This is a genomic window from Paenibacillus sp. P46E (assembly GCF_001909095.1).
GTDB classification, from domain to species: Bacteria; Bacillota; Bacilli; order Paenibacillales; family Paenibacillaceae; genus Paenibacillus_AQ; species Paenibacillus_AQ helianthi.
Window position 1 is genome coordinate 53,188 of sequence record NZ_LVYZ01000052.1, and the last position, 17,529, is coordinate 70,716.

Annotated in this window: 15 protein-coding genes and 1 pseudogene; 9 read left to right on the forward strand and 7 right to left on the reverse strand. The window is 47.3% G+C overall.

The window, feature by feature from the left end; all coding sequences use genetic code 11:
- Positions 1-172: 172 nt before the first annotated feature.
- From A3849_RS19865 to A3849_RS19890, 6 genes are all read left to right on the forward strand, one after another.
- A complete protein-coding gene (locus A3849_RS19865; RefSeq protein WP_074112975.1) occupies positions 173-1,576 on the forward strand; it encodes a cytochrome ubiquinol oxidase subunit I in 1,404 nt (467 codons plus the stop codon).
- On the forward strand, positions 1,563-2,579 hold the full coding sequence (gene cydB, locus A3849_RS19870) for a cytochrome d ubiquinol oxidase subunit II (protein ID WP_074086451.1): 1,017 nt from the start codon (positions 1,563-1,565) through the stop codon (positions 2,577-2,579). The genes A3849_RS19865 and cydB overlap by 14 nt, the downstream gene beginning before the upstream one ends.
- A complete protein-coding gene (gene cydD, locus A3849_RS19875) occupies positions 2,579-4,399 on the forward strand; it encodes a thiol reductant ABC exporter subunit CydD (RefSeq protein WP_074112976.1) in 1,821 nt (606 codons plus the stop codon). Before cydB ends, cydD begins: the two co-directional genes overlap by 1 nt.
- Positions 4,396-6,192 carry a thiol reductant ABC exporter subunit CydC gene (gene cydC / locus A3849_RS19880; RefSeq protein ID WP_074112977.1) on the forward strand — a complete coding sequence of 599 codons (1,797 nt, stop codon included), beginning with the start codon at positions 4,396-4,398 and terminating at the stop codon, positions 6,190-6,192. Before cydD ends, cydC begins: the two co-directional genes overlap by 4 nt.
- Before the next feature lie 199 nt (positions 6,193-6,391).
- Entirely contained in the window at positions 6,392-8,176 is a 1,785-nt protein-coding gene (locus A3849_RS19885; protein ID WP_074112978.1) for a M3 family oligoendopeptidase, read from the forward strand.
- A 93-nt stretch (positions 8,177-8,269) separates the two neighbouring features.
- Complete coding sequence (locus A3849_RS19890) at positions 8,270-8,437, forward strand: CxxH/CxxC protein (protein ID WP_074086447.1); 168 nt, start codon at positions 8,270-8,272, stop codon at positions 8,435-8,437.
- A gap of 158 nt (positions 8,438-8,595) precedes the next feature.
- Here A3849_RS19890 and A3849_RS19895 read toward each other — a convergent pair whose 3' ends face one another.
- Complete coding sequence (locus A3849_RS19895; protein ID WP_074112979.1) at positions 8,596-9,996, reverse strand: MFS transporter; 1,401 nt, start codon at positions 9,994-9,996, stop codon at positions 8,596-8,598.
- Between the two features lie 138 nt (positions 9,997-10,134).
- Here A3849_RS19895 and A3849_RS19900 point away from each other — a divergent pair, with 138 nt between their 5' ends.
- Positions 10,135-10,485, forward strand: a complete 351-nt coding sequence (locus A3849_RS19900; RefSeq protein ID WP_074086445.1) for an ArsR/SmtB family transcription factor — start codon at positions 10,135-10,137, stop codon at positions 10,483-10,485.
- Positions 10,486-10,883: 398 nt separating this feature from the next.
- On the opposite strand, the gene A3849_RS19905 is transcribed toward A3849_RS19900, so the two are convergent.
- A complete protein-coding gene (locus A3849_RS19905) occupies positions 10,884-11,549 on the reverse strand; it encodes a phosphatase PAP2 family protein (protein WP_074086444.1) in 666 nt (221 codons plus the stop codon).
- Positions 11,550-11,638: 89 nt separating this feature from the next.
- On the opposite strand from A3849_RS19905, the pseudogene A3849_RS19910 reads away from it, so the two are divergent.
- Together A3849_RS19910 and A3849_RS19915 are read left to right on the forward strand one after the other, a co-directional pair.
- A pseudogene (locus A3849_RS19910) lies at positions 11,639-11,947 on the forward strand (group II intron maturase-specific domain-containing protein); the annotation flags it as partial.
- Positions 11,948-12,204: 257 nt separating this feature from the next.
- Positions 12,205-13,350, forward strand: a complete 1,146-nt coding sequence (locus tag A3849_RS19915) for an IS110 family RNA-guided transposase (RefSeq protein ID WP_074112980.1) — start codon at positions 12,205-12,207, stop codon at positions 13,348-13,350.
- A 429-nt stretch (positions 13,351-13,779) separates the two neighbouring features.
- Here A3849_RS19915 and A3849_RS19920 read toward each other — a convergent pair whose 3' ends face one another.
- The 5 genes from A3849_RS19920 to A3849_RS19940 all read right to left on the reverse strand — a co-directional run bounded on the left by A3849_RS19920 (position 13,780) and on the right by A3849_RS19940 (position 17,082).
- On the reverse strand, positions 13,780-14,313 hold the full coding sequence (locus A3849_RS19920) for a hypothetical protein (RefSeq protein WP_074087026.1): 534 nt from the start codon (positions 14,311-14,313) through the stop codon (positions 13,780-13,782).
- Between the two features lie 1,250 nt (positions 14,314-15,563).
- A complete protein-coding gene (locus tag A3849_RS19925) occupies positions 15,564-16,262 on the reverse strand; it encodes a ZIP family metal transporter (protein ID WP_074112981.1) in 699 nt (232 codons plus the stop codon).
- 4 nt (positions 16,263-16,266) lie between these two features.
- Entirely contained in the window at positions 16,267-16,473 is a 207-nt protein-coding gene (locus A3849_RS19930; protein WP_074112982.1) for a helix-turn-helix domain-containing protein, read from the reverse strand.
- A gap of 2 nt (positions 16,474-16,475) precedes the next feature.
- A complete protein-coding gene (locus A3849_RS19935) occupies positions 16,476-16,643 on the reverse strand; it encodes a YvrJ family protein (RefSeq protein ID WP_074112983.1) in 168 nt (55 codons plus the stop codon).
- Position 16,644: 1 nt separating this feature from the next.
- Positions 16,645-17,082, reverse strand: coding sequence for a sigma-70 family RNA polymerase sigma factor (locus tag A3849_RS19940; protein ID WP_074112984.1), 438 nt, complete (start codon positions 17,080-17,082; stop codon positions 16,645-16,647).
- Positions 17,083-17,529 lie beyond the last annotated feature (447 nt).

Sequence of the window (17,529 nt, forward strand, 5' to 3'; positions counted from 1 at the left end):
CGGTAAAACCGTCTTATTTTTTTTGCTTTCAGGATGCAATATTGTGATATTTGTCACAAATTTATTGAATTTTAAGCCTGAATAGGGTGTATAATGTGATAAATATCACACTTAACCCTTTGAATTTTTGACAAAATAGACATATCGAATGGGGAGAAGGAAGGGGAGAAATATGGATACAGTGATGCTGTCGCGATTACAATTTGCGTCGACGACAATTTTTCATTATTTCTTTGTACCGGTATCAATTGGACTCGCGCTCTTGATTGCAATCATGGAGACGATGTATGTCAGAAAAGGCAATGATGAGTACAAAAGAATGGCGCAGTTCTGGGGAAAGCTTTTCCTGATTAACTTCGCTGTGGGCGTAGTAACAGGAATTCTGCAGGAATTTCAGTTCGGGATGAACTGGTCTGACTACTCGCGTTTTGTCGGCGATGTATTTGGAGCTCCACTAGCGATTGAAGCGCTGCTTGCTTTCTTTCTGGAATCTACGTTTATTGGAATTTGGATTTTCGGCTGGGATAAGGTATCCAAACGTGTCCACCTGGTCTCGATCTGGCTGGTAGCGCTCGGAACCATGCTGTCAGCTTTCTGGATTCTGCTGGCCAACTCGTTCATGCAGCATCCGGTAGGTTTTGCTATCAATAATGGACGGGCTGAAATGAATGATATATGGGCATTGATTACGAATGGACAATTGCTGGTCGAGTTCCCGCATACGGTTCTCGCCGCGTACGCTACAGGCGCCTTCCTGGTCACGGGAATTAGCGCATATAAATTGCTGAAGAAGCAGGATGTTTCCTTTTTCCGCAAATCATTTGAGATTGCTGCGATTGTCGGCATCATTTCATCGTTCGGTGTAGCCATTGCGGGTCATGCCCAGGCGCAGTATCTGGTTGGGACTCAACCGATGAAGATGGCTGCTTCCGAAGGACTGTGGGATGACAGTGGAGACCCTGCTGCATGGACAGTTTTTGCGACGATTGATCCAGAGAATAAAATAAGCTCTCATGAAGTGAAAATTCCATATATGCTGAGCTTTCTCTCTTACAGTAAGTTTTCGGGATCTGTTAAAGGGATGAATACGCTGCAGGCTGAATATGAAAAGACCTATGGTCCTGGGGATTATATTCCACCGGTGCGCACAACCTTCTGGAGCTTCCGGATCATGGTTGCTGCAGGCTCGCTTATGATTCTGCTGGGAGTGTACGCCATCTACCTGATGTGGCGCAAGAAGATGGAACGCCCGAACACCTGGTTCATGCGCTTTATGTTCTGGGGGCTGCTGCTTCCGCCGATTGCCAATACATCGGGCTGGATTATGACCGAGATGGGTAGACAGCCGTGGACGGTATTTGGGTTAATGACTACAGAGGATAGTGTATCGCCTAATATTACGAGCGGACAGGTGTTGTTCTCGGTCATTTCTTTTACAGCAATCTACGCCATTCTTGGTTTGGTACTGGTTGGCTTATTCATCAAGGTGATCAAAAAAGGTCCTTACGCCATGGATAACGATCACGGCGAATCCCATGATCCGTATAACAAGGAGGGATCCCATGCTTTCTCTTAATGAATTGTGGTTTGTGCTGATTGCTGTGCTGTTCGTCGGCTTCTTTTTCCTGGAAGGCTTTGACTTCGGCGTAGGGATGGAAACTCAGATTCTGGCGAAGAATGATACGGAGCGCCGGGTGCTGATCAACTCGATCGGGCCATTCTGGGATGCGAATGAAGTATGGCTGATTACAGGTGCAGGTGCAATGTTCGCCGCTTTCCCGCACTGGTATGCAACGCTTTTCAGCGGATTCTACATTCCTTTCGTATTTGCGCTGCTGGCGCTGATTGCCCGCGGTGTCGCCTTTGAATTCAGAGGCAAACGGGACTCGCTGGCTTGGAAAAGAACCTGGGATGTCTGCATCTTTTTCGGAAGCTTCCTGCCGCCGTTCCTGCTTGCCGTAGTGTTCGCCAGCTTCATCAAAGGGCTGCCGATCGACGGGGATATGCAGATGTATGCCGGATTCTTCGATATTGTAAATGGTTATACTGTAGTGGCTGGTATTACTGTAGTGATGCTCTGCCTGGTGCACGGATTGATGTTCACTACGCTTCGTACGGTAGGGGATCTGCAGGAACGTGCCCGCAAGCTGGCACAGAAGCTGCTGTTCCCACTGGCTGCGCTGCTGCTTGCTTTTGTGGTAATGACTTATTACATGACAGATGTATTTGAGAAACGGGGAGCACTCCTGTTCGTAATTGTAATTCTGGGAATTGCTGCTTATGTGCTGTCCGGCTATTTCATGAGTAAGAAGAAAGACGGGCTCGCCTTCGGGATGACGGGTGCGGTGATGGCCTTGTCGGTAATCTCTATCTTTGTCGGACTCTTCCCGCGGGTGATGATCAGTTCGCTGGATCAAGCCTTTAATCTGACGATTACGAATGCAGCTTCCGGCCATTATTCCCTGAAGGTGATGACGATTGTAGCGCTGTCGCTGCTGCCGTTCGTACTGGGCTATCAGATCTGGAGCTACTTCGTCTTCCATAAACGGGTTCACGAGAAGGAGCATCTTGAATACTAATGGATAAAAATTTGCTTGGGTATAAAGGAGTTAAGCCGGTCTTCCTGATCGTGGGCTTCCTTACCCTGGTGCAAAGCCTGTCCATTCTTCTGCTGGCGAAGTCGCTGGCAGAAGTAGTCTCTGCGCTGTTTGCGGGGGAACCGCTGAAGGAACAAGGGGCGAAATCGCTCTTGTTCCTTCTTGCGTTTCTGGTGCGCCATGCCAGTGCCCTGCTGATGAGCCGTGTGTCTTACCGCTTCGCGGAAGCTACTGGCAGCAGCATGCGGAGACAGATGATGGACAAGCTGTTCCAGCTGGGACCAAGGCTGGCAGGCGACCGGGGAACCGGAGATCTGGTTACGCTTGTGCTTGAAGGAGTCACGAAGTTCCGGACGTACCTGGAACTGATTATTCCGCGGATGGTGGGGATGGCGGTCACACCGGCACTGCTGCTGGTGTACGTCTACACTCAGGACACCTCAAGCGGTGTTATTCTTACGTTGACGCTGCCGATCATTATTGTCTTTATGATTCTGATCGGGATGACGGCCCGCAAGCAGATGGACCGTCAATTGAAATCGTACCGCACCCTGTCCAATCACTTCGTGGATTCGCTGCGTGGTCTGGAAACGCTGAAGTTTCTCGGGCGCAGCCGCAGTCATAGCGAGAGTATAGCAGCGGTTAGTGACCGCTACCGTTCCGCGACCATGCGTACGCTTCGCGTAGCTTTTCTGTCCTCGTTCGCCATGGACTTCTTCACGATGCTGTCTGTGGCTTCAGTAGCGGTAAGCCTCGGCCTCCGTCTGGTGAATGAACAGATGACATTGGTCACTGGACTAACCATTCTGATCCTGGCACCTGAATATTTCCTGCCGGTCCGCCTGGTCGGAGCGGACTTCCATGCTACTCTTGATGGCAAGGAAGCAGGAGAAGCGATGAAGAGTATTATTGACCGGGAGGCAGTGGAAGCCAAACTGCTGAATTCGGCGGGTGTCATAGCTGAAGCTGGAAATGGAGACACGGCCAGAACGGTAGCAGGTGACGTTGCTGCCACTTCGGCTTCCGGAGCTGTACCATTCAGGGATGTATTCGCTTGGCAGAAGGACAGTGTCCTTGCACTACATCAGGTGGGCGTGAAATATGAAGCCGATGGGATTGCTTCGCTCTCCGGTGTGGATCTGGCGTTCAGAGGGAATGCCAAGATCGGCATTATTGGCGAAAGTGGTGCAGGTAAATCTACCCTGGTGGATATCCTGGGTGGCTTCCTGCATCCTACGTCCGGTACGATTGAAGTGAATGGTAACCAGGTGAGTGCGTTAACGGATGAGGAATGGCGCAAGCAGACGACCTATATTCCGCAGCGGCCGTATATTTTCAGCGGCACACTCGCAGATAATGTACGGTTCTATTACCCTGATGCTACGAATGAAGCGGTGGCTGAAGTGATTGCCGCTGCTGGATTATCGAAGCTGGCTGCGTCACTCCCGAATGGACTGGATGAAATGATTGGCGGCGGAGGGCGTTCACTAAGCGGCGGCCAGGAGCAGCGTGTAGCATTGGCCCGCGCACTGCTAAGCAGCCGGCCGGTCATGCTGCTGGATGAGCCGACTGCTCATCTGGATATTGAGACGGAGTATGAGCTGAAGGAAACAATGCTCCCGCTTTTTGAAGGGAAGCTGGTGTTCCTGGCTACCCACCGGCTGCACTGGATGATTGATATGGATCTCATTGTCGTAATGCAGCAGGGACAAGTGGCCGAGGTTGGCACACACCAAGAGCTGGTAGCCCGCAGGGGTGCCTATTATGAGCTTATTCAAAGTCAATTGGAGGGAATCCATTGAAACGTGAAGGATGGTTTGCTCCCTATTTCAATTCCTATTTCTGGCGGTTTCTGCTGATTATCATCCTGGGTGCGCTGACTATTTTCTCAGCCTCCTCCCTGATGTATACCTCCGGGTTCCTGATCTCCAAGGCATCCATCCCGCCGGAAAATATTCTGATGATCTACGTGCCGATTGTCGGCGTGCGTACCTTCGGGACAAGCCGGGCGGTAATTCACTATGTGGAGCGCCTGGTCTCGCATGATACGATATTGCGGATTCTCTCTAAGATGCGTATCCGGCTATACAACATTCTGGAGCCGCAGGCACTGTTCCTGTCTTCGCGCTTCCGTACCGGAGATATTCTGGGTATGCTCGCTGATGATATTGAATATTTGCAAAATGTGTACTTGCGTACCGTATTTCCGAGTATTATCGCACTCTTGATCTATGCGGCTGCGATTATCTCGCTGGGTACATTTGATGTAGCCTTTGCACTGTTGATTGGGCTCTACATGCTGGTCATTGTCATTGTCCTGCCGCTGATCTCGCTGCTGTTCACGCAGTCGCGGCAACGGATGGTGAAGCAGGAACGCAACCGGCTCTATCAGAAGCTGACCGATGCCGTCCTCGGGATGGGGGATTGGGTGATCAGCGGACGGCAGAGCCAGTTCGTTGCCACTTACGAGGCAGACGAGAAACGGGTTGCCCATACCGACGGAGCACTCCGCAGATGGGCGCGTATCCGGATGTTCCTCGGGCAGGCCGTTGTCGGGGTCGCTGTCGTATCTGTAATCTACTGGGCTGCCGGAGAGTATCAGAGCGGCGCCATCGCCGGAACACTGATTGCGGCGTTCGTACTGGTAGTGTTCCCGGTGGCAGATGCTTTCCTGCCGGTCTCTGATGCGGTAGAGAAGATTCCGCAGTACCGTAATTCTCTGGAGCGTCTGAATCAAGTAGAGTCAGCCGGGGGAGATCCCTCCGAGGCTGACGAAGCAAGAAGTGCGGAGGCGGGAGCCCTTGCAGAAACTGCCACCAAGGCGATCAGGGAGACCCGGCAGGCACATATTCAGTTGAAGAATGCAGGATACCGTTATGCTTCCGGAGACGACTGGTCGATTCAGGATCTGACTCTCGCCATTCCGCAGGGACGGAAAGTTGCTATTATCGGCCGCAGTGGCGCGGGCAAGTCCACACTGCTGAAAGTGATTCAAGGTGTGATTAGACCTTCTATCGGGTCTGCCGTAATCAATGGCATTGACGCTTCCGCCTATGGGGAGAACATTCCGAAGCTGATTGCTGTCCTTAACCAGAGCCCGCATTTGTTCGACACAACGGTGGCGAACAATATCCGGCTGGGCAACCCGAAGGCTTCCGACGCAGAGGTCAAGCGTGCCGGGGAACTGGCCCAACTGGACAACCTGATCTCTTCACTGCCAGAGGGTTATGATACTCCGGTGCGTGAAGCCGGCCAGCGTTTCTCCGGCGGGGAACGCCAGCGGATTGCCCTCGCCCGTATTCTGCTGCAGAATACTCCGGTTGTTGTGCTTGATGAGCCGACGGTCGGGCTTGATCCGCGTACGGAGCGTGAACTGCTGGCAACGATGTTTGGTGCGATGGCAGATAAGACGCTGATCTGGGTAACCCACCATCTGGTGGGTGCAGAGCAGATGGATGAAGTGATTTTTATGGAGAATGGGGTGGTGGAGATGCGCGGCACCCATGCAGAGCTGATGGCCCGTGAAGCCCGTTACCGCAGACTGTACGAGCTGGACCGTCCGGCTGAGTTCCTTGTGAAGCTGGCAGGGGATTAAGTCATATTGATCTTACAAGGCTTCTTTCGCCCGGTTTTGGGCGGAGGGAGCTTTTTTTGTGAAAATATATGGTAGCATGTTACTATTGGATGGATTACCCATATTATCGGATGAGGTGGAAGCAAGTGAGTTCTGCTGCTCTATAAGATAAGAGATCATAATATATTTCCGCGCTTCTTAAATAAGGAGAGATTAAATTATGGATTTATCGTGGGAGCTGGAAAGCTTATATCCTTCTTTTGAGTCGGAAAAGTTCAATCAGGACCGTGAGCTTCTGGTAGAGTATGCTGAGAGATTAAACCAATGGGCCGCAGAACATCTGCATAACCGTATACATAACGATAGAGAAACAGCAGAAGCCATCGAGCAATTTCTGAAGGGATATAATGCTTACAAAAGTGTCTACCTTTGTCTATTCAGCTATGCGGAGCTTAGGTTCAGCGTAGACAGCAGCAATATGGATGCAGTGAACCGAATGGATGAGCTTGAGGACACGGCATTCGCTGCGGGGGAGGTTCATGCGGATTTCAGCAAGTGGCTGGCAAAAATCACAGATTTGAATACCATCCTAACTTCGTCCGCTTACCTTGCTGAGCATGAGTTCTATCTAAACGGGTTGCAGCGGCAATCTGCTCATTGGCTCGGTGAAGAGGCGGAGGCAGCCATTGCGAGGATGCAGCGTACCGGTTCCAAAGCCTGGGAGCGGCTGTATATGCAGACACTATCCAGGTTACGGGTGGACATCAGGATCAGTGGAGAAGTTCAGAACATGTCCCTTGCAGAATTGCGGAATATCGTCTATGACGGAGATGCATTGGTGAGACAAGCAGCTTATGAAGCTGAGCACGAAGCGTGCCGGAGTGTGGCGGAACAGAGTGCGGCCTGTCTGAATTCGGTTAGCGGAGAAGCGGCTGCAGTCTATGAGCTGAGAGGGTATGATTCACCGCTGCATAAAGTACTGACCGCATCGAGAATGGACCAGAAGACACTAACCGTGATGCTGAATGCCATTAAGGAGAGTCTTCCAGTCTTCCATCAGTACTATTTGAAAAAAGCAGAGATGCTCGGCCATTCCGGCCAGCTTCCATTTTATGATGTTTTTGCTCCGGTAGCTGGGGAGAGTTCAGCCAAAGTAACCTACCGGGAAGCGAGAGATGTGATCGTCTCCGGCTTCAGTGCATTCAGCGCAGAACTGGGCGAATTCGCCGGCAAGGTGTTCCGGCAGCGCTGGATCGATGCTGAGCCGAGAACGGGCAAGGGCAACTTTGGCTTGTGCGTCGATATTTTTCCGATCGGAGAGAGCCGGATCATTACCAGCTTTACGGGGAATTATATCGATATCAGTATACTGGCGCACGAAATCGGGCATGCCTACCATAGCAGCTGTCTTACTGGTGAAACTATGGTGAATACAGACTATCCGGTGCCGATTGCCGAGACGGCGTCGATTTTTTGCGAAAGTCTCATTCACCAGGAGCTGCGGAAGGTGGTACCTGAAAGCGAGACCCTCTCCATTCTGGAACGGAGCCTGTCCGATGCCGGATATTACATTGTGGATTTCTATGCCCGCTACTTATTCGAGAGCCGGCTGTATGAACGAAGACGGTCTGGTGTTCTCTCCGTCCAAGAACTGAATGACCTCATGCATGAATCGATGGTAGCTGCATATGGGGATAGTGTGGACCCTGACACGATTCATCCTTACCAGTGGATCAGCAAAGCCGGATATTATATGGCAGGTAATGAATTTCTGAATTTCCCCTATTCCTTCGGACTGCTGTTCTCCAAGGGACTGTATGCGCAGTATAAGAAGCAAGGCGAAGCATTCGTAGACCGGTACCACTCTTTCCTGGCAGCAACGGGTAAAAATACCATCACAGATGCCGCGAGGCTGATGGATATTGATGTGAATTCACCAGAGTTCTGGCGGGATGCGTTGACACTGATCGCGGATGATATTCAGAAGTTTGTGGAGAGTGTGTAAACTCTGCGGAGGGAGTTCCTTTTTGCGGAGAAGTATGGTAGAACAGTAGAAGGAGTATATGCCGCAGCGGCACAGAAAGGGATGCTTGATCGAATGTATGTAGTGTGTAAGGAACATGTAGAGCTGGCCATCGACAAATTTGTGGACGAGTTCGAGGATGCACCGGATATTGTGGACCTGAAGGAAACCGAGTTCTCTGACTGGGATCCACCGGCGAAATGTGCGGAGTGCGATAAGAATGCAGAGGTTCTGGTAGTTTAGAGCCGGAGTGCTTCATGACAATTCAATCAACTATTCAAAAGAGGGCCATGAGCCGGATGTTCACTTATCCGGGGTATCCGGTCACTCTTAATCAGGCTTGCCCTGCAGCTGTTGTGAGCTGCAGGGTATTTTTGTATATATATTGCCTGATGATCCGCTCATGCCTCAACCATATCCTCCATCCCATTCCCGTTGCTCCGGCGGTACGCAAAAGCAGAGGCAATGGCGATGAGTGCGGCAATGGAAAGTCCCCAGTAAATATTGGAGTAAGCCGCAGACAGGGAGAGTCCACGCTGCCATTCCAGCGCACTGGCAGCCATGGCGACACCGAAGGCGCCACTGAAGAACTGCAGCAGCTGGAACAGTCCCATCCCGGAACCAATCTGGGAGGAAGGCAAGATACGGGAGATTTCATTGGATACACTGCTGGACAGCGTTGTGAAGGCCAGACTCATAATCATGTATACGAACATCACTGCCACCCATGAATGTCCGGCGAACAGGGCAAATAGAATGGTAGCCGTTAGTACAAGCAGGGGCACAAAACGCAGAATACCCCCGTTGCCGAAACGGTCAATGATCCGGCCTACCGCTCGGGATACAACAATGGCCAGCAGGGAGCCAGGGAAAATCACAAATCCGGCATGGCTTGCGCTGAAGCCAAATCGGTGAACCAGAATCTGTGGCAGCAGGAATAGTGTTGCAAAGCTGCACAGGTATGAGGCAATCCCGACCAGAGAGAGCACCAGGTAGGAACGGTTCTTGAAAAGAGCTGGCATGACAAACGGATCAGGGGTGGTGCGGATCCGGCTGACGAATAAGAAAATGGCGGCAATGCCGGCAACCAGAGCCATCCACAGCCCACTGGTCAGGAACAGCAGAAGCCCGGTGGTGCCGATTCCGAGGAAGATCCCTCCGACGGCGTCAAAAGAGCCCCGGGTCGGCAGTTCCTTCGGCAGCAGTACCAGAAACAGCGGTACAAGCAGCAGAATAAATGCGGTAACGGCAAACAGCCAGTTCCAGCCGAAGTACTGGGTAATGGCTCCGCCCGCAACGGGACCGAGCCCCAGACCAAGCGAAACTGCAGACATTATGGTAGCCATCGCCTTACCGCGGCGGTTCAGCGGAACATACCGGGTGAATAGCACCAGAGACAATGACATCACGGCCCCGGCCCCGGAAGCCTGCACGATACGGACAATCAAGAGGAAGATGAAGTTCGTACTGAGGAATCCGGCAACCGCCGCGAAACCGAGTGTCAGCAGGCCAATCGTCAGCAGCCTGCGGATCGGCAGGAAGTCGGAGAGTCTACTGTAGGTAATTGAAGCAATGGAGAACATAATGGAATATCCGGTCACGATCCAGGAGGCGGCGGAGGCTGAGATGCCAAACGACTCCGTCACATCAGGCAGCGCCAGATTGAACATCGCCGTATTCATAATGACGAGAACAACCGCAACACTGAACAGAAGCGTCAGCAGCCCTTCTCTGGGAAGAGTGGCTTCCACAGATGAATCCTTCTCTTCCGCTGTAGCGGGGGTATTCGTTAATAAGTCCATGTGATGGCCACTCCTTTTTAAAGTTTTATATTTCGATTATCATCGAACATTTGAAATATAGCATGGGTTGATATAAAATGCAATTAGGAGCACAATTATTTGTGGCATCTATCTGTACTCTAAAGGGGATATTGATCCATGAAGATACTATTTCATCCGGACCGTAAGGACATTCAGCTAGCCTCCGTACTGTATGCGCTCAGTGACCCCATTCGCTTATCTATCATTTCAGATATCCAACACAATGGCGAACAGGCCTGCAACGGCTTCAACGTGCCGGTCGCCAAATCCACGCTGTCCCACCATGCCCGGACGCTGCGCGAGGCAGGGGTTATCCATACCCGTGTTCAAGGTACCCAGCGTATGTTGTCCCTGCGCACCGAGGACTTGAATGCACGTTTTCCAGGACTATTAGATTCTGTGCTCCGTGCCTACGAGGCTGCAGAACAACCTGTGCCAGTCATGAAGGCAGAGGAGAGTAGTAACTGAGGTGTCTGTTGAGTAACTGAGCTCGAAAGTGGCAAAAACCAGAAGGCTAATGGGTCAGCGGCGCATATATATTTTTATCAAAAAAGACAAAGCCACTGGCGGCTTTGTCTTTAGCTGTTTCTATGACTATCTGTGTTGCCTCAGCGCGGATTCACCTTCACCTGAGAGCCTTTGCCGCCATACTGGATGCCGGTGTCTTTCATAAAGCTGATGAGAAAAGCTTATGTCATGAGCAGGGGTGGTGTAATGTATATGGCACAAAAGTTGAAAAAGAAAAGCGCACCTGGTGAATAATTCATTTGTAAAGCAGAAAGACCACCCGTTTTATACGCATGGATGTAGCCTTTCACGGTTTTGACACTTCGGTTAGCCCCCTTCGCTTATCTGCGGAAGGAGCTTCAGGTGCTTCGAGGACTATCTTCGAAAGAACGCTCTTGGGGAGTGCTGCTGCTGCGGGTGAAGAAGTGCTCCACCAGCAGAACGGCGGCCAATACAATTTCAACTAGCATAATGCCGGCAAGGCCGTCGAGAATCGCATGCTGCTTAATGAACAGCGTGGATAATATAATCATCCCGGACATCCCCCCGATCAGGAGCATGTTCCATTTGTTCCGGAAGCCGCTGCTGGCGGTTAGGCGAAACACCATGTAGCTGGAGAACACATGGATACTGGGGAAACAATTGAACGGCTGGTCCCGGTGGTACACAAAACGCACGATCAAGGTAAAGACGTCATGGCCCACCAACTCGGGGCGTGGCACCGTTGTTTGAACTACAGAGTAAATCCCGTAACAAATGCATGCGCATACGGTATAAATCAACAAAGCACGGTAATACACACGCAAATCGTTCTTGAAGAAATAGTAAAGACATAGATAAATATAAAAGATCCAAACGGAATAAGGCAGTGCAAAATATTTGACGAAAGGGATGGCGTTATCCCATGAGGTCATCAAATGATAGACTTTGCCTCTCGGCTTGTTGACCCATGCATACATCTTGCCGAGCACCGGGAAAATCAGCATCAACAGCAGCGGTGTATATTTCCAATTGCGTAGCGACACTTCTCAACCTTCTCCCAACGAATGATAAAGCTATCCCCCATTATAGTTGATTTAAGCAGGAATAAAAATAACCATCTCGTCTCCGCACTCTCGCCTTCTATCTAATGGGTTGGATCGGCTATTTCCGTCTAGCTTCGGCAAAGACGCACCTCCATAAACTGGACCAGTGGATTCGGAGAAGACTTCGAATGTGTCAGTGGAAGCAATGGAAACGAGTACGTACACGAATCCGTGAACTACGGGCACTTGGGGTGCTGGAGTGGGCATGTTTTACAATGGCCAACTCACGGAGAAGCGCATGGGAAATGTCCCGGAACACGAACAATGCCCTTCCGAATTCCTATTGGGAAGCGAAAGGGCTGAAAAGTTTGCTTTCACGTTACCTGGAACTTTGTTAACCTTTTGGAACCGCCGTATGCGGACCCGCATGTACGGTGGTGTGTTGGTATGATAAACGTACCGGCCCGTTCTTGTTACAATGGAGACAGGGTTTCGGAGAAGGCTGCAGGCGGGGCGGTTGCCCTCTCGCTGGGATGAAATAAGCCCGTTGGTGTGTTTAACCGCCTCCTCGCCTCACCCAGTTGTGGCATAGCCCACGGATAGGTGAATGTACAAGCAACTCCGCCTGTAATTGTATTAAGGGGAGGGAAGGGAAATGCGGTTTATTGGTTTGGATGTACATCAAAAATATGCGGAAGGATGTGAAATCGGCACCGATAAGAAAAAAAGACGATTCCGGATCGCTAACACACGCGAAGCTTGGGAGGAGTTCGGCCAAACCCTAGATCCCAATACTCGCATCGTTCTCGAAGCGACCAGCAACGCCTTTTGGATTCATGATATCTTATCCGAATATCCCGGGCAAGTCGTTGTCGCGAATCCTCTTAAGACGCGAGCAATCGCAGAAGCTCGTGTAAAAACAGATGCATTGGATGCCCAGATTCTCGCGCAGTTGCTCGCAGCTGATTTTATCCCAGAGAGTTGGGTTCCATCGAAGGACGAGTACCAGTTAAGAGTCTTACTTCATCACCGGATAAGGCTCGCGAAAATTCGGACAATGCTTAAAAATAAAATACATGCTGCATTGATTCGGAACGGAATTCAATCGCCATGGAGCGATTTATTTGGGAAAGGTGGAAGGAAATTTCTAGAGAAAGTCATACTGCCGACGACTGAGCAAATTATTGTCTGTTCGTCGCTACGTATGCTGGATTCGGTCCAGAAAGAAATGGCGGCTCTGGAAGCGGATTTGCATGCAAGGGCGAAAGAGAACCCAAGCGTACACTTGCTTATGGGTATACCTGGGATATCTGTACTAAGCGCCTTGACAATCCTCGCTGAGGTCGGAGATATTTCACGTTTCTCCTCTCCCAAAAAATTGGCTTCATACAGTGGGTTGGTCCCTTCGGTCCATCAATCGGGGAAAACGTACTATACCGGTAACATTACCAAGGAAGGCCGGAGTACACTGCGTTGGATTCTGGTCCAGTGTGCCCAACGAGCGGTACAAAGCCCTGGAAAATTGCGTTTGTTTTATCTAGCGCTGAAGGAAAAAAAGGGGCATAAGGTTGCGATTGTCGCGACTGCTCGTAAACTTCTCCACGTCATTTGGGCGGTGTTAAGTCGTAAAGAAGAATACAGCGATCTGCGGCGAGACCTGCTTGAACGCAAGCTCAAGCGTATGGAAAAAAACGCGAATGAATACGCTATGCCCGAGCTGAGCGAAGTTGTTGAAGCGCTTGAAATGATGTCAGAAGAACCGATAGTAACGAGTGAGGAATGGCTTGGAGGAGTCGGATAGAAGATGAACCCAAAGCTATAAGCTAAACCAGGCTAAAAAAACAAAGTAGCCTGGTTTAGCTTAGTGTTGGCATTTTTAGGTTTAGTTGGACTTCGTTCATTTATTCGCAAATTGGGACTTGCAGTTTTTCATAGGTGAGAGGTCGGCTACTCACAAATGAGTAGCCTCCTACTCGATTTTCCCTAATTAGCTTTGTTATTGACGCCTATACTCGGATTGCACAGCCTTCTGCGGAACGTCGGGGACGCGTTTCCATATTAGTAATGGAAGCAAAATTACCTTTAAAGAGGCAAATAAATCAGGAAGGGCATAATCGTCTGTTTTAAAGTAATGTAATATGGGCATGACAGTAACGGCTTCACCATGAGTTTATTATCTGTCGTGAAGAACAAAAGGAACGTCACACGGAGATGTGACTAGGAATGGAAATTAGTTTTTTCCATTATTATCGCTCAAACTATTTTCTATTTCTGTATTAATAATCGCCATAATATCCTCGGAGTTGTAGATATCATTATTCACTTTCCAGGTATCCCCTTTTTTTAGTAGTGTTACAATCCCATCAAGGCTTATCATATCTTCTCCGAAAACGAGCTCACCAGTATATGAGAGATCGATACTTTGTCCTGTATCAACTTTCTCAGTAAAAGATAAATTCTCGAGTTTTAATGCGGTTTTTTTTATCAAGGCAATTCTTGAACCGCGTACAAAGCCACGGCTAGCTGATTGTTTATTAAAATAGGATTCTGTAGTCAAAGGTTTGATGGCCTCTTCTTTTTCCGCTATTTGCTGAGGAGTTACCTCTCTGGTGTTATCCGGTTTATTTGCTTCAAGCTCATTCATTTTGTAAGAACGAGCTACCTCAATAGCTATAGAAACATCATCTTTTTTAGAAGAACAGGCAGTAAAGATAGAGGAAGACAAAACAATAATTCCAATTAAAGCAAGTGATTTTTTTTTCAATTATTCCCCTCCCGTTAGCTGTTTATGATTACCAAAGAGTAATTATTAATATTCAATAGATACCATCATTATACATGTAAAGTAATATATTTACTATTTTTTAATGATTAACTGTTACTGCTAACCCATAGTGACCACAGGTTCACGGTGTGAAGTGTCCTGCTATTGACGGCCATGCTGTCCGCAGCAGGATAGAAAAGCAGGGAGAATCATGACAATTCTCCATGGATCACGTGTTTTATTTTTACCATATGGTCATCTATAATCCGATGCTTGTTCTGTGCGCCGTAGATCAAGGCGTGGGTACACAGCTTGTTCACCAGCCAGGCAGTTCCGCTGGAAAAACGGTAATTTCGTCTGTCACCGCCTCCGTAAACAGCTCATGCCCAGCACCCGCCCATCGTGAGTATGCCTGCTGCTACAGGCCGCCCCTGAAATATCCCCACATCTTAGACTTGGTCATTGTAACAAAGCCTTTTACGCGTTGCACCGCTCCCTCATTTCCCGAGATCTGGAAGTCACTGAACTGTATGCATTGGCGATGCAGGAAGAGATGCTGGGCCGCGAGCATAAGTGGCGGAGCATCAATAGGTTGCGGTAACTGACCGGCGACAGCAGCAACAGAAAAACGACGATGATAAGGCGACTTTTCCTGGAACTGGACTGCCGAAGCTGATACCCCGTCATTTCTAAAAAGGGCTATTGGAGCAACTCTGATGCGAGGCGAAGTTCTACCGCGGCGATGCCAGGATGGAAATTGAACCGGGAGATTGAGCTCTTGAGGGGGAATTCACCGACTACAGCCGGTTGTGTGGACGAGTCCCATCTGCAGGACCAGCCGGACTGCGAGTATATGCAGATGTCAACTACGGATTGATATGTAGAGTTACCTTCTGCACATGAATCAGGTAGAGCATATCCTAAGATACCAGAGCGCCTTTGGAGCTGAGCACGAAATGCTTATGGAGGCAGCGGTCGTATTCTCTAGCGGAGTCGCCCGTCTGATGTACAAACTGTGCACTCATACTTTAATTTAAAGTTCACAGTACAAGCACCGAATTATTGATGCCCATAAGGTCAAGCGAGTAATCCAAGGAGAATTCCATGATTCTCCTAGCTTCTACCCGGATCCGAAATGTTGACCGTCACCAGCAGGACTACTTACAGCGTTAATCTTCAGACATTATGGGTTAGCATTAACAATTTAAATCGCTACGGGTTCAATTCCCCGCAGTTTGCCGCTGGGAGTTTCATTTTATGCTCATATGGATGAAATAATAGAGTAATCCACCTATAATAGCGAATATAGTATTATTTTCATTTCCTTCATTGTCTGTTAATTTCACTAGACTCGTAAAAGATAGATATAAAAATAAACCTGCTGATAATGACATTGCTATACCTATAAATATTTGGAAATTTCCAGTTTCACCTACGAAAAGTATGGTTACTAAAATACCTATTATGTTAACTGAAGCTAAAATAGTTATACATTTAAATAATTTGATCTTGCTTTTTGAAAAACTATATAAAATAAAAGCAAACATCATGCTCTCAGTGAATTTGTGGAATAACAATGCAATTATAAAAGTGGAACAAAGTTGTTTCTCCATAAAAAGGCTAATTGCAAGCATTGAGCCATCGAAAAGCCAATGAAGACTACCACCTATCATTAACATCTCAATAGAATTGACGTCCTGCTTTTTTTTATGTTTATGCTGAAAAAGAAAAAGAAAGAATACACTTGAAACTATTATTACTGGACTTCCATTATATACATGTAATGTTTCAGGTATTAGTTCTATAAAAGTAAAAGTTAGTAATACTCCTATGCTTAAAAGCATAATTTTTTTGTATTGCAACTCTGTCCAATTTGACTTCAGCGTAACAATGACTGCTGATAAAATTATTATCATAGTTAATAAAAAGGATAGCATGATTATTTGCATTTAGTTAAACCTCCTCTTCAGGTATATCGAAATCATAAGTATGAATAATTTCAATAAATTTGGTTAACAGATCTTGTTCTAGATCGTCACGATTCTGTGGGCTAGTTTGATTAAGAGACTTTTTAATTTTTGGCTTAAATCGTTTGATTATGCTTAAAACAGCTTCATTGTCACTTGTATGAGCTTTTACTAACAATTCATATAATTCCATGATTACTTACCCCCTGTTCTGTTACTCCTAATGACATCAATAAGCTTGTTGATTGTGTCACTTAAAACATCAATTTTCTTTTCAAATCTAATCAATAAATATAGAGTTACCCCCACAGGGAACCCAAAGTTTCCTATTATTTGTACCCATACTGAAATATCTTCGGTCATATTAGTTACTCCTTTCAGTAAATGAATCACGAAGCTTCCTTAAAGCATGTTTTTTTGTTTTAGATATGCTTTGCTGGGATATTTCTAATAATTTTGCAATTTTTGTATCACTCAACTCAAAATAAATAGAAAAATTTAAAATTTCCCTTTCGCGCTTAGTTAGTTCCATAAATTTGCAATAGAGATTCGAGTCACTTATTTGATCTTCTAAGGTTAAAAAAGACGATATGTCATCGGTCATTGAAGAGACGGGATAATACGTTTCCTTATCATTATCATCCAGAATTAAACTATATCTCTTATTAAGTTTACGAATTTTTTTATCAAAATTAATCGAGTTGTAATGAAAGAGACTAGTGATATAAGCCACAAATTTACTTTCTACTTCAGCCTGATGCAGAGTATCCTCCAATTCTTTGTCAAATATTTTATTAGCCATACCCTCTCCTCCTTTTTTTATAATAAAGAGATGTATAAACCAAAAATAACAACCAAGTAGGAACAAATGTTCTTATTATTATAACTTATTTTTGTTTTTACATCTAATAAAAGATTAAATTTCAAATATTATGAATTATTTCAAATGATGTATACAGAATTAATAAGGATCAAAGTAACAAGTACATTAAATTCTGAGAGTTCTTTGCTTATTTGTTAGTATGATCAAAGACAACTCGTAAGGCTAATAAAGTTGAATTTAATGTATATATATGTTATTATTTAATTTGATTTACAGGGAGGTGTTGATCAATGATCGATGAAAGTAACAAACCTTTTTCTCATTTGTCGGATCCTTCTGGTCTAAAAGCAAACTTTGATGTTAATGAAAAGAAACTTCATTCACAAGGGGTACCTGGTTTTTGGAATCAAGTATCAACTTTACTAA

What these genes read in the sequence shown, in the direction of transcription:
- A3849_RS19940 (WP_074112984.1), bottom strand. Translation starts at nt 17,082, where the DNA reads ATGGCTAATAAAATATTTGACAAAGAATTGGAGGATACTCTGCATCAG.
- A3849_RS19925 (WP_074112981.1), bottom strand. Translation starts at nt 16,262, where the DNA reads ATGCAAATAATCATGCTATCCTTTTTATTAACTATGATAATAATTTTA.
- A3849_RS19915 (WP_074112980.1), top strand. Translation starts at nt 12,205, where the DNA reads ATGCGGTTTATTGGTTTGGATGTACATCAAAAATATGCGGAAGGATGT.
- cydD (WP_074112976.1), top strand. Translation starts at nt 2,579, where the DNA reads ATGGATAAAAATTTGCTTGGGTATAAAGGAGTTAAGCCGGTCTTCCTG.
- A3849_RS19930 (WP_074112982.1), bottom strand. Translation starts at nt 16,473, where the DNA reads ATGGAATTATATGAATTGTTAGTAAAAGCTCATACAAGTGACAATGAA.
- A3849_RS19865 (WP_074112975.1), top strand. Translation starts at nt 173, where the DNA reads ATGGATACAGTGATGCTGTCGCGATTACAATTTGCGTCGACGACAATT.
- A3849_RS19885 (WP_074112978.1), top strand. Translation starts at nt 6,392, where the DNA reads ATGGATTTATCGTGGGAGCTGGAAAGCTTATATCCTTCTTTTGAGTCG.
- A3849_RS19895 (WP_074112979.1), bottom strand. Translation starts at nt 9,996, where the DNA reads ATGGACTTATTAACGAATACCCCCGCTACAGCGGAAGAGAAGGATTCA.
- A3849_RS19900 (WP_074086445.1), top strand. Translation starts at nt 10,135, where the DNA reads ATGAAGATACTATTTCATCCGGACCGTAAGGACATTCAGCTAGCCTCC.
- A3849_RS19890 (WP_074086447.1), top strand. Translation starts at nt 8,270, where the DNA reads ATGTATGTAGTGTGTAAGGAACATGTAGAGCTGGCCATCGACAAATTT.
- A3849_RS19935 (WP_074112983.1), bottom strand. Translation starts at nt 16,643, where the DNA reads ATGACCGAAGATATTTCAGTATGGGTACAAATAATAGGAAACTTTGGG.
- cydB (WP_074086451.1), top strand. Translation starts at nt 1,563, where the DNA reads ATGCTTTCTCTTAATGAATTGTGGTTTGTGCTGATTGCTGTGCTGTTC.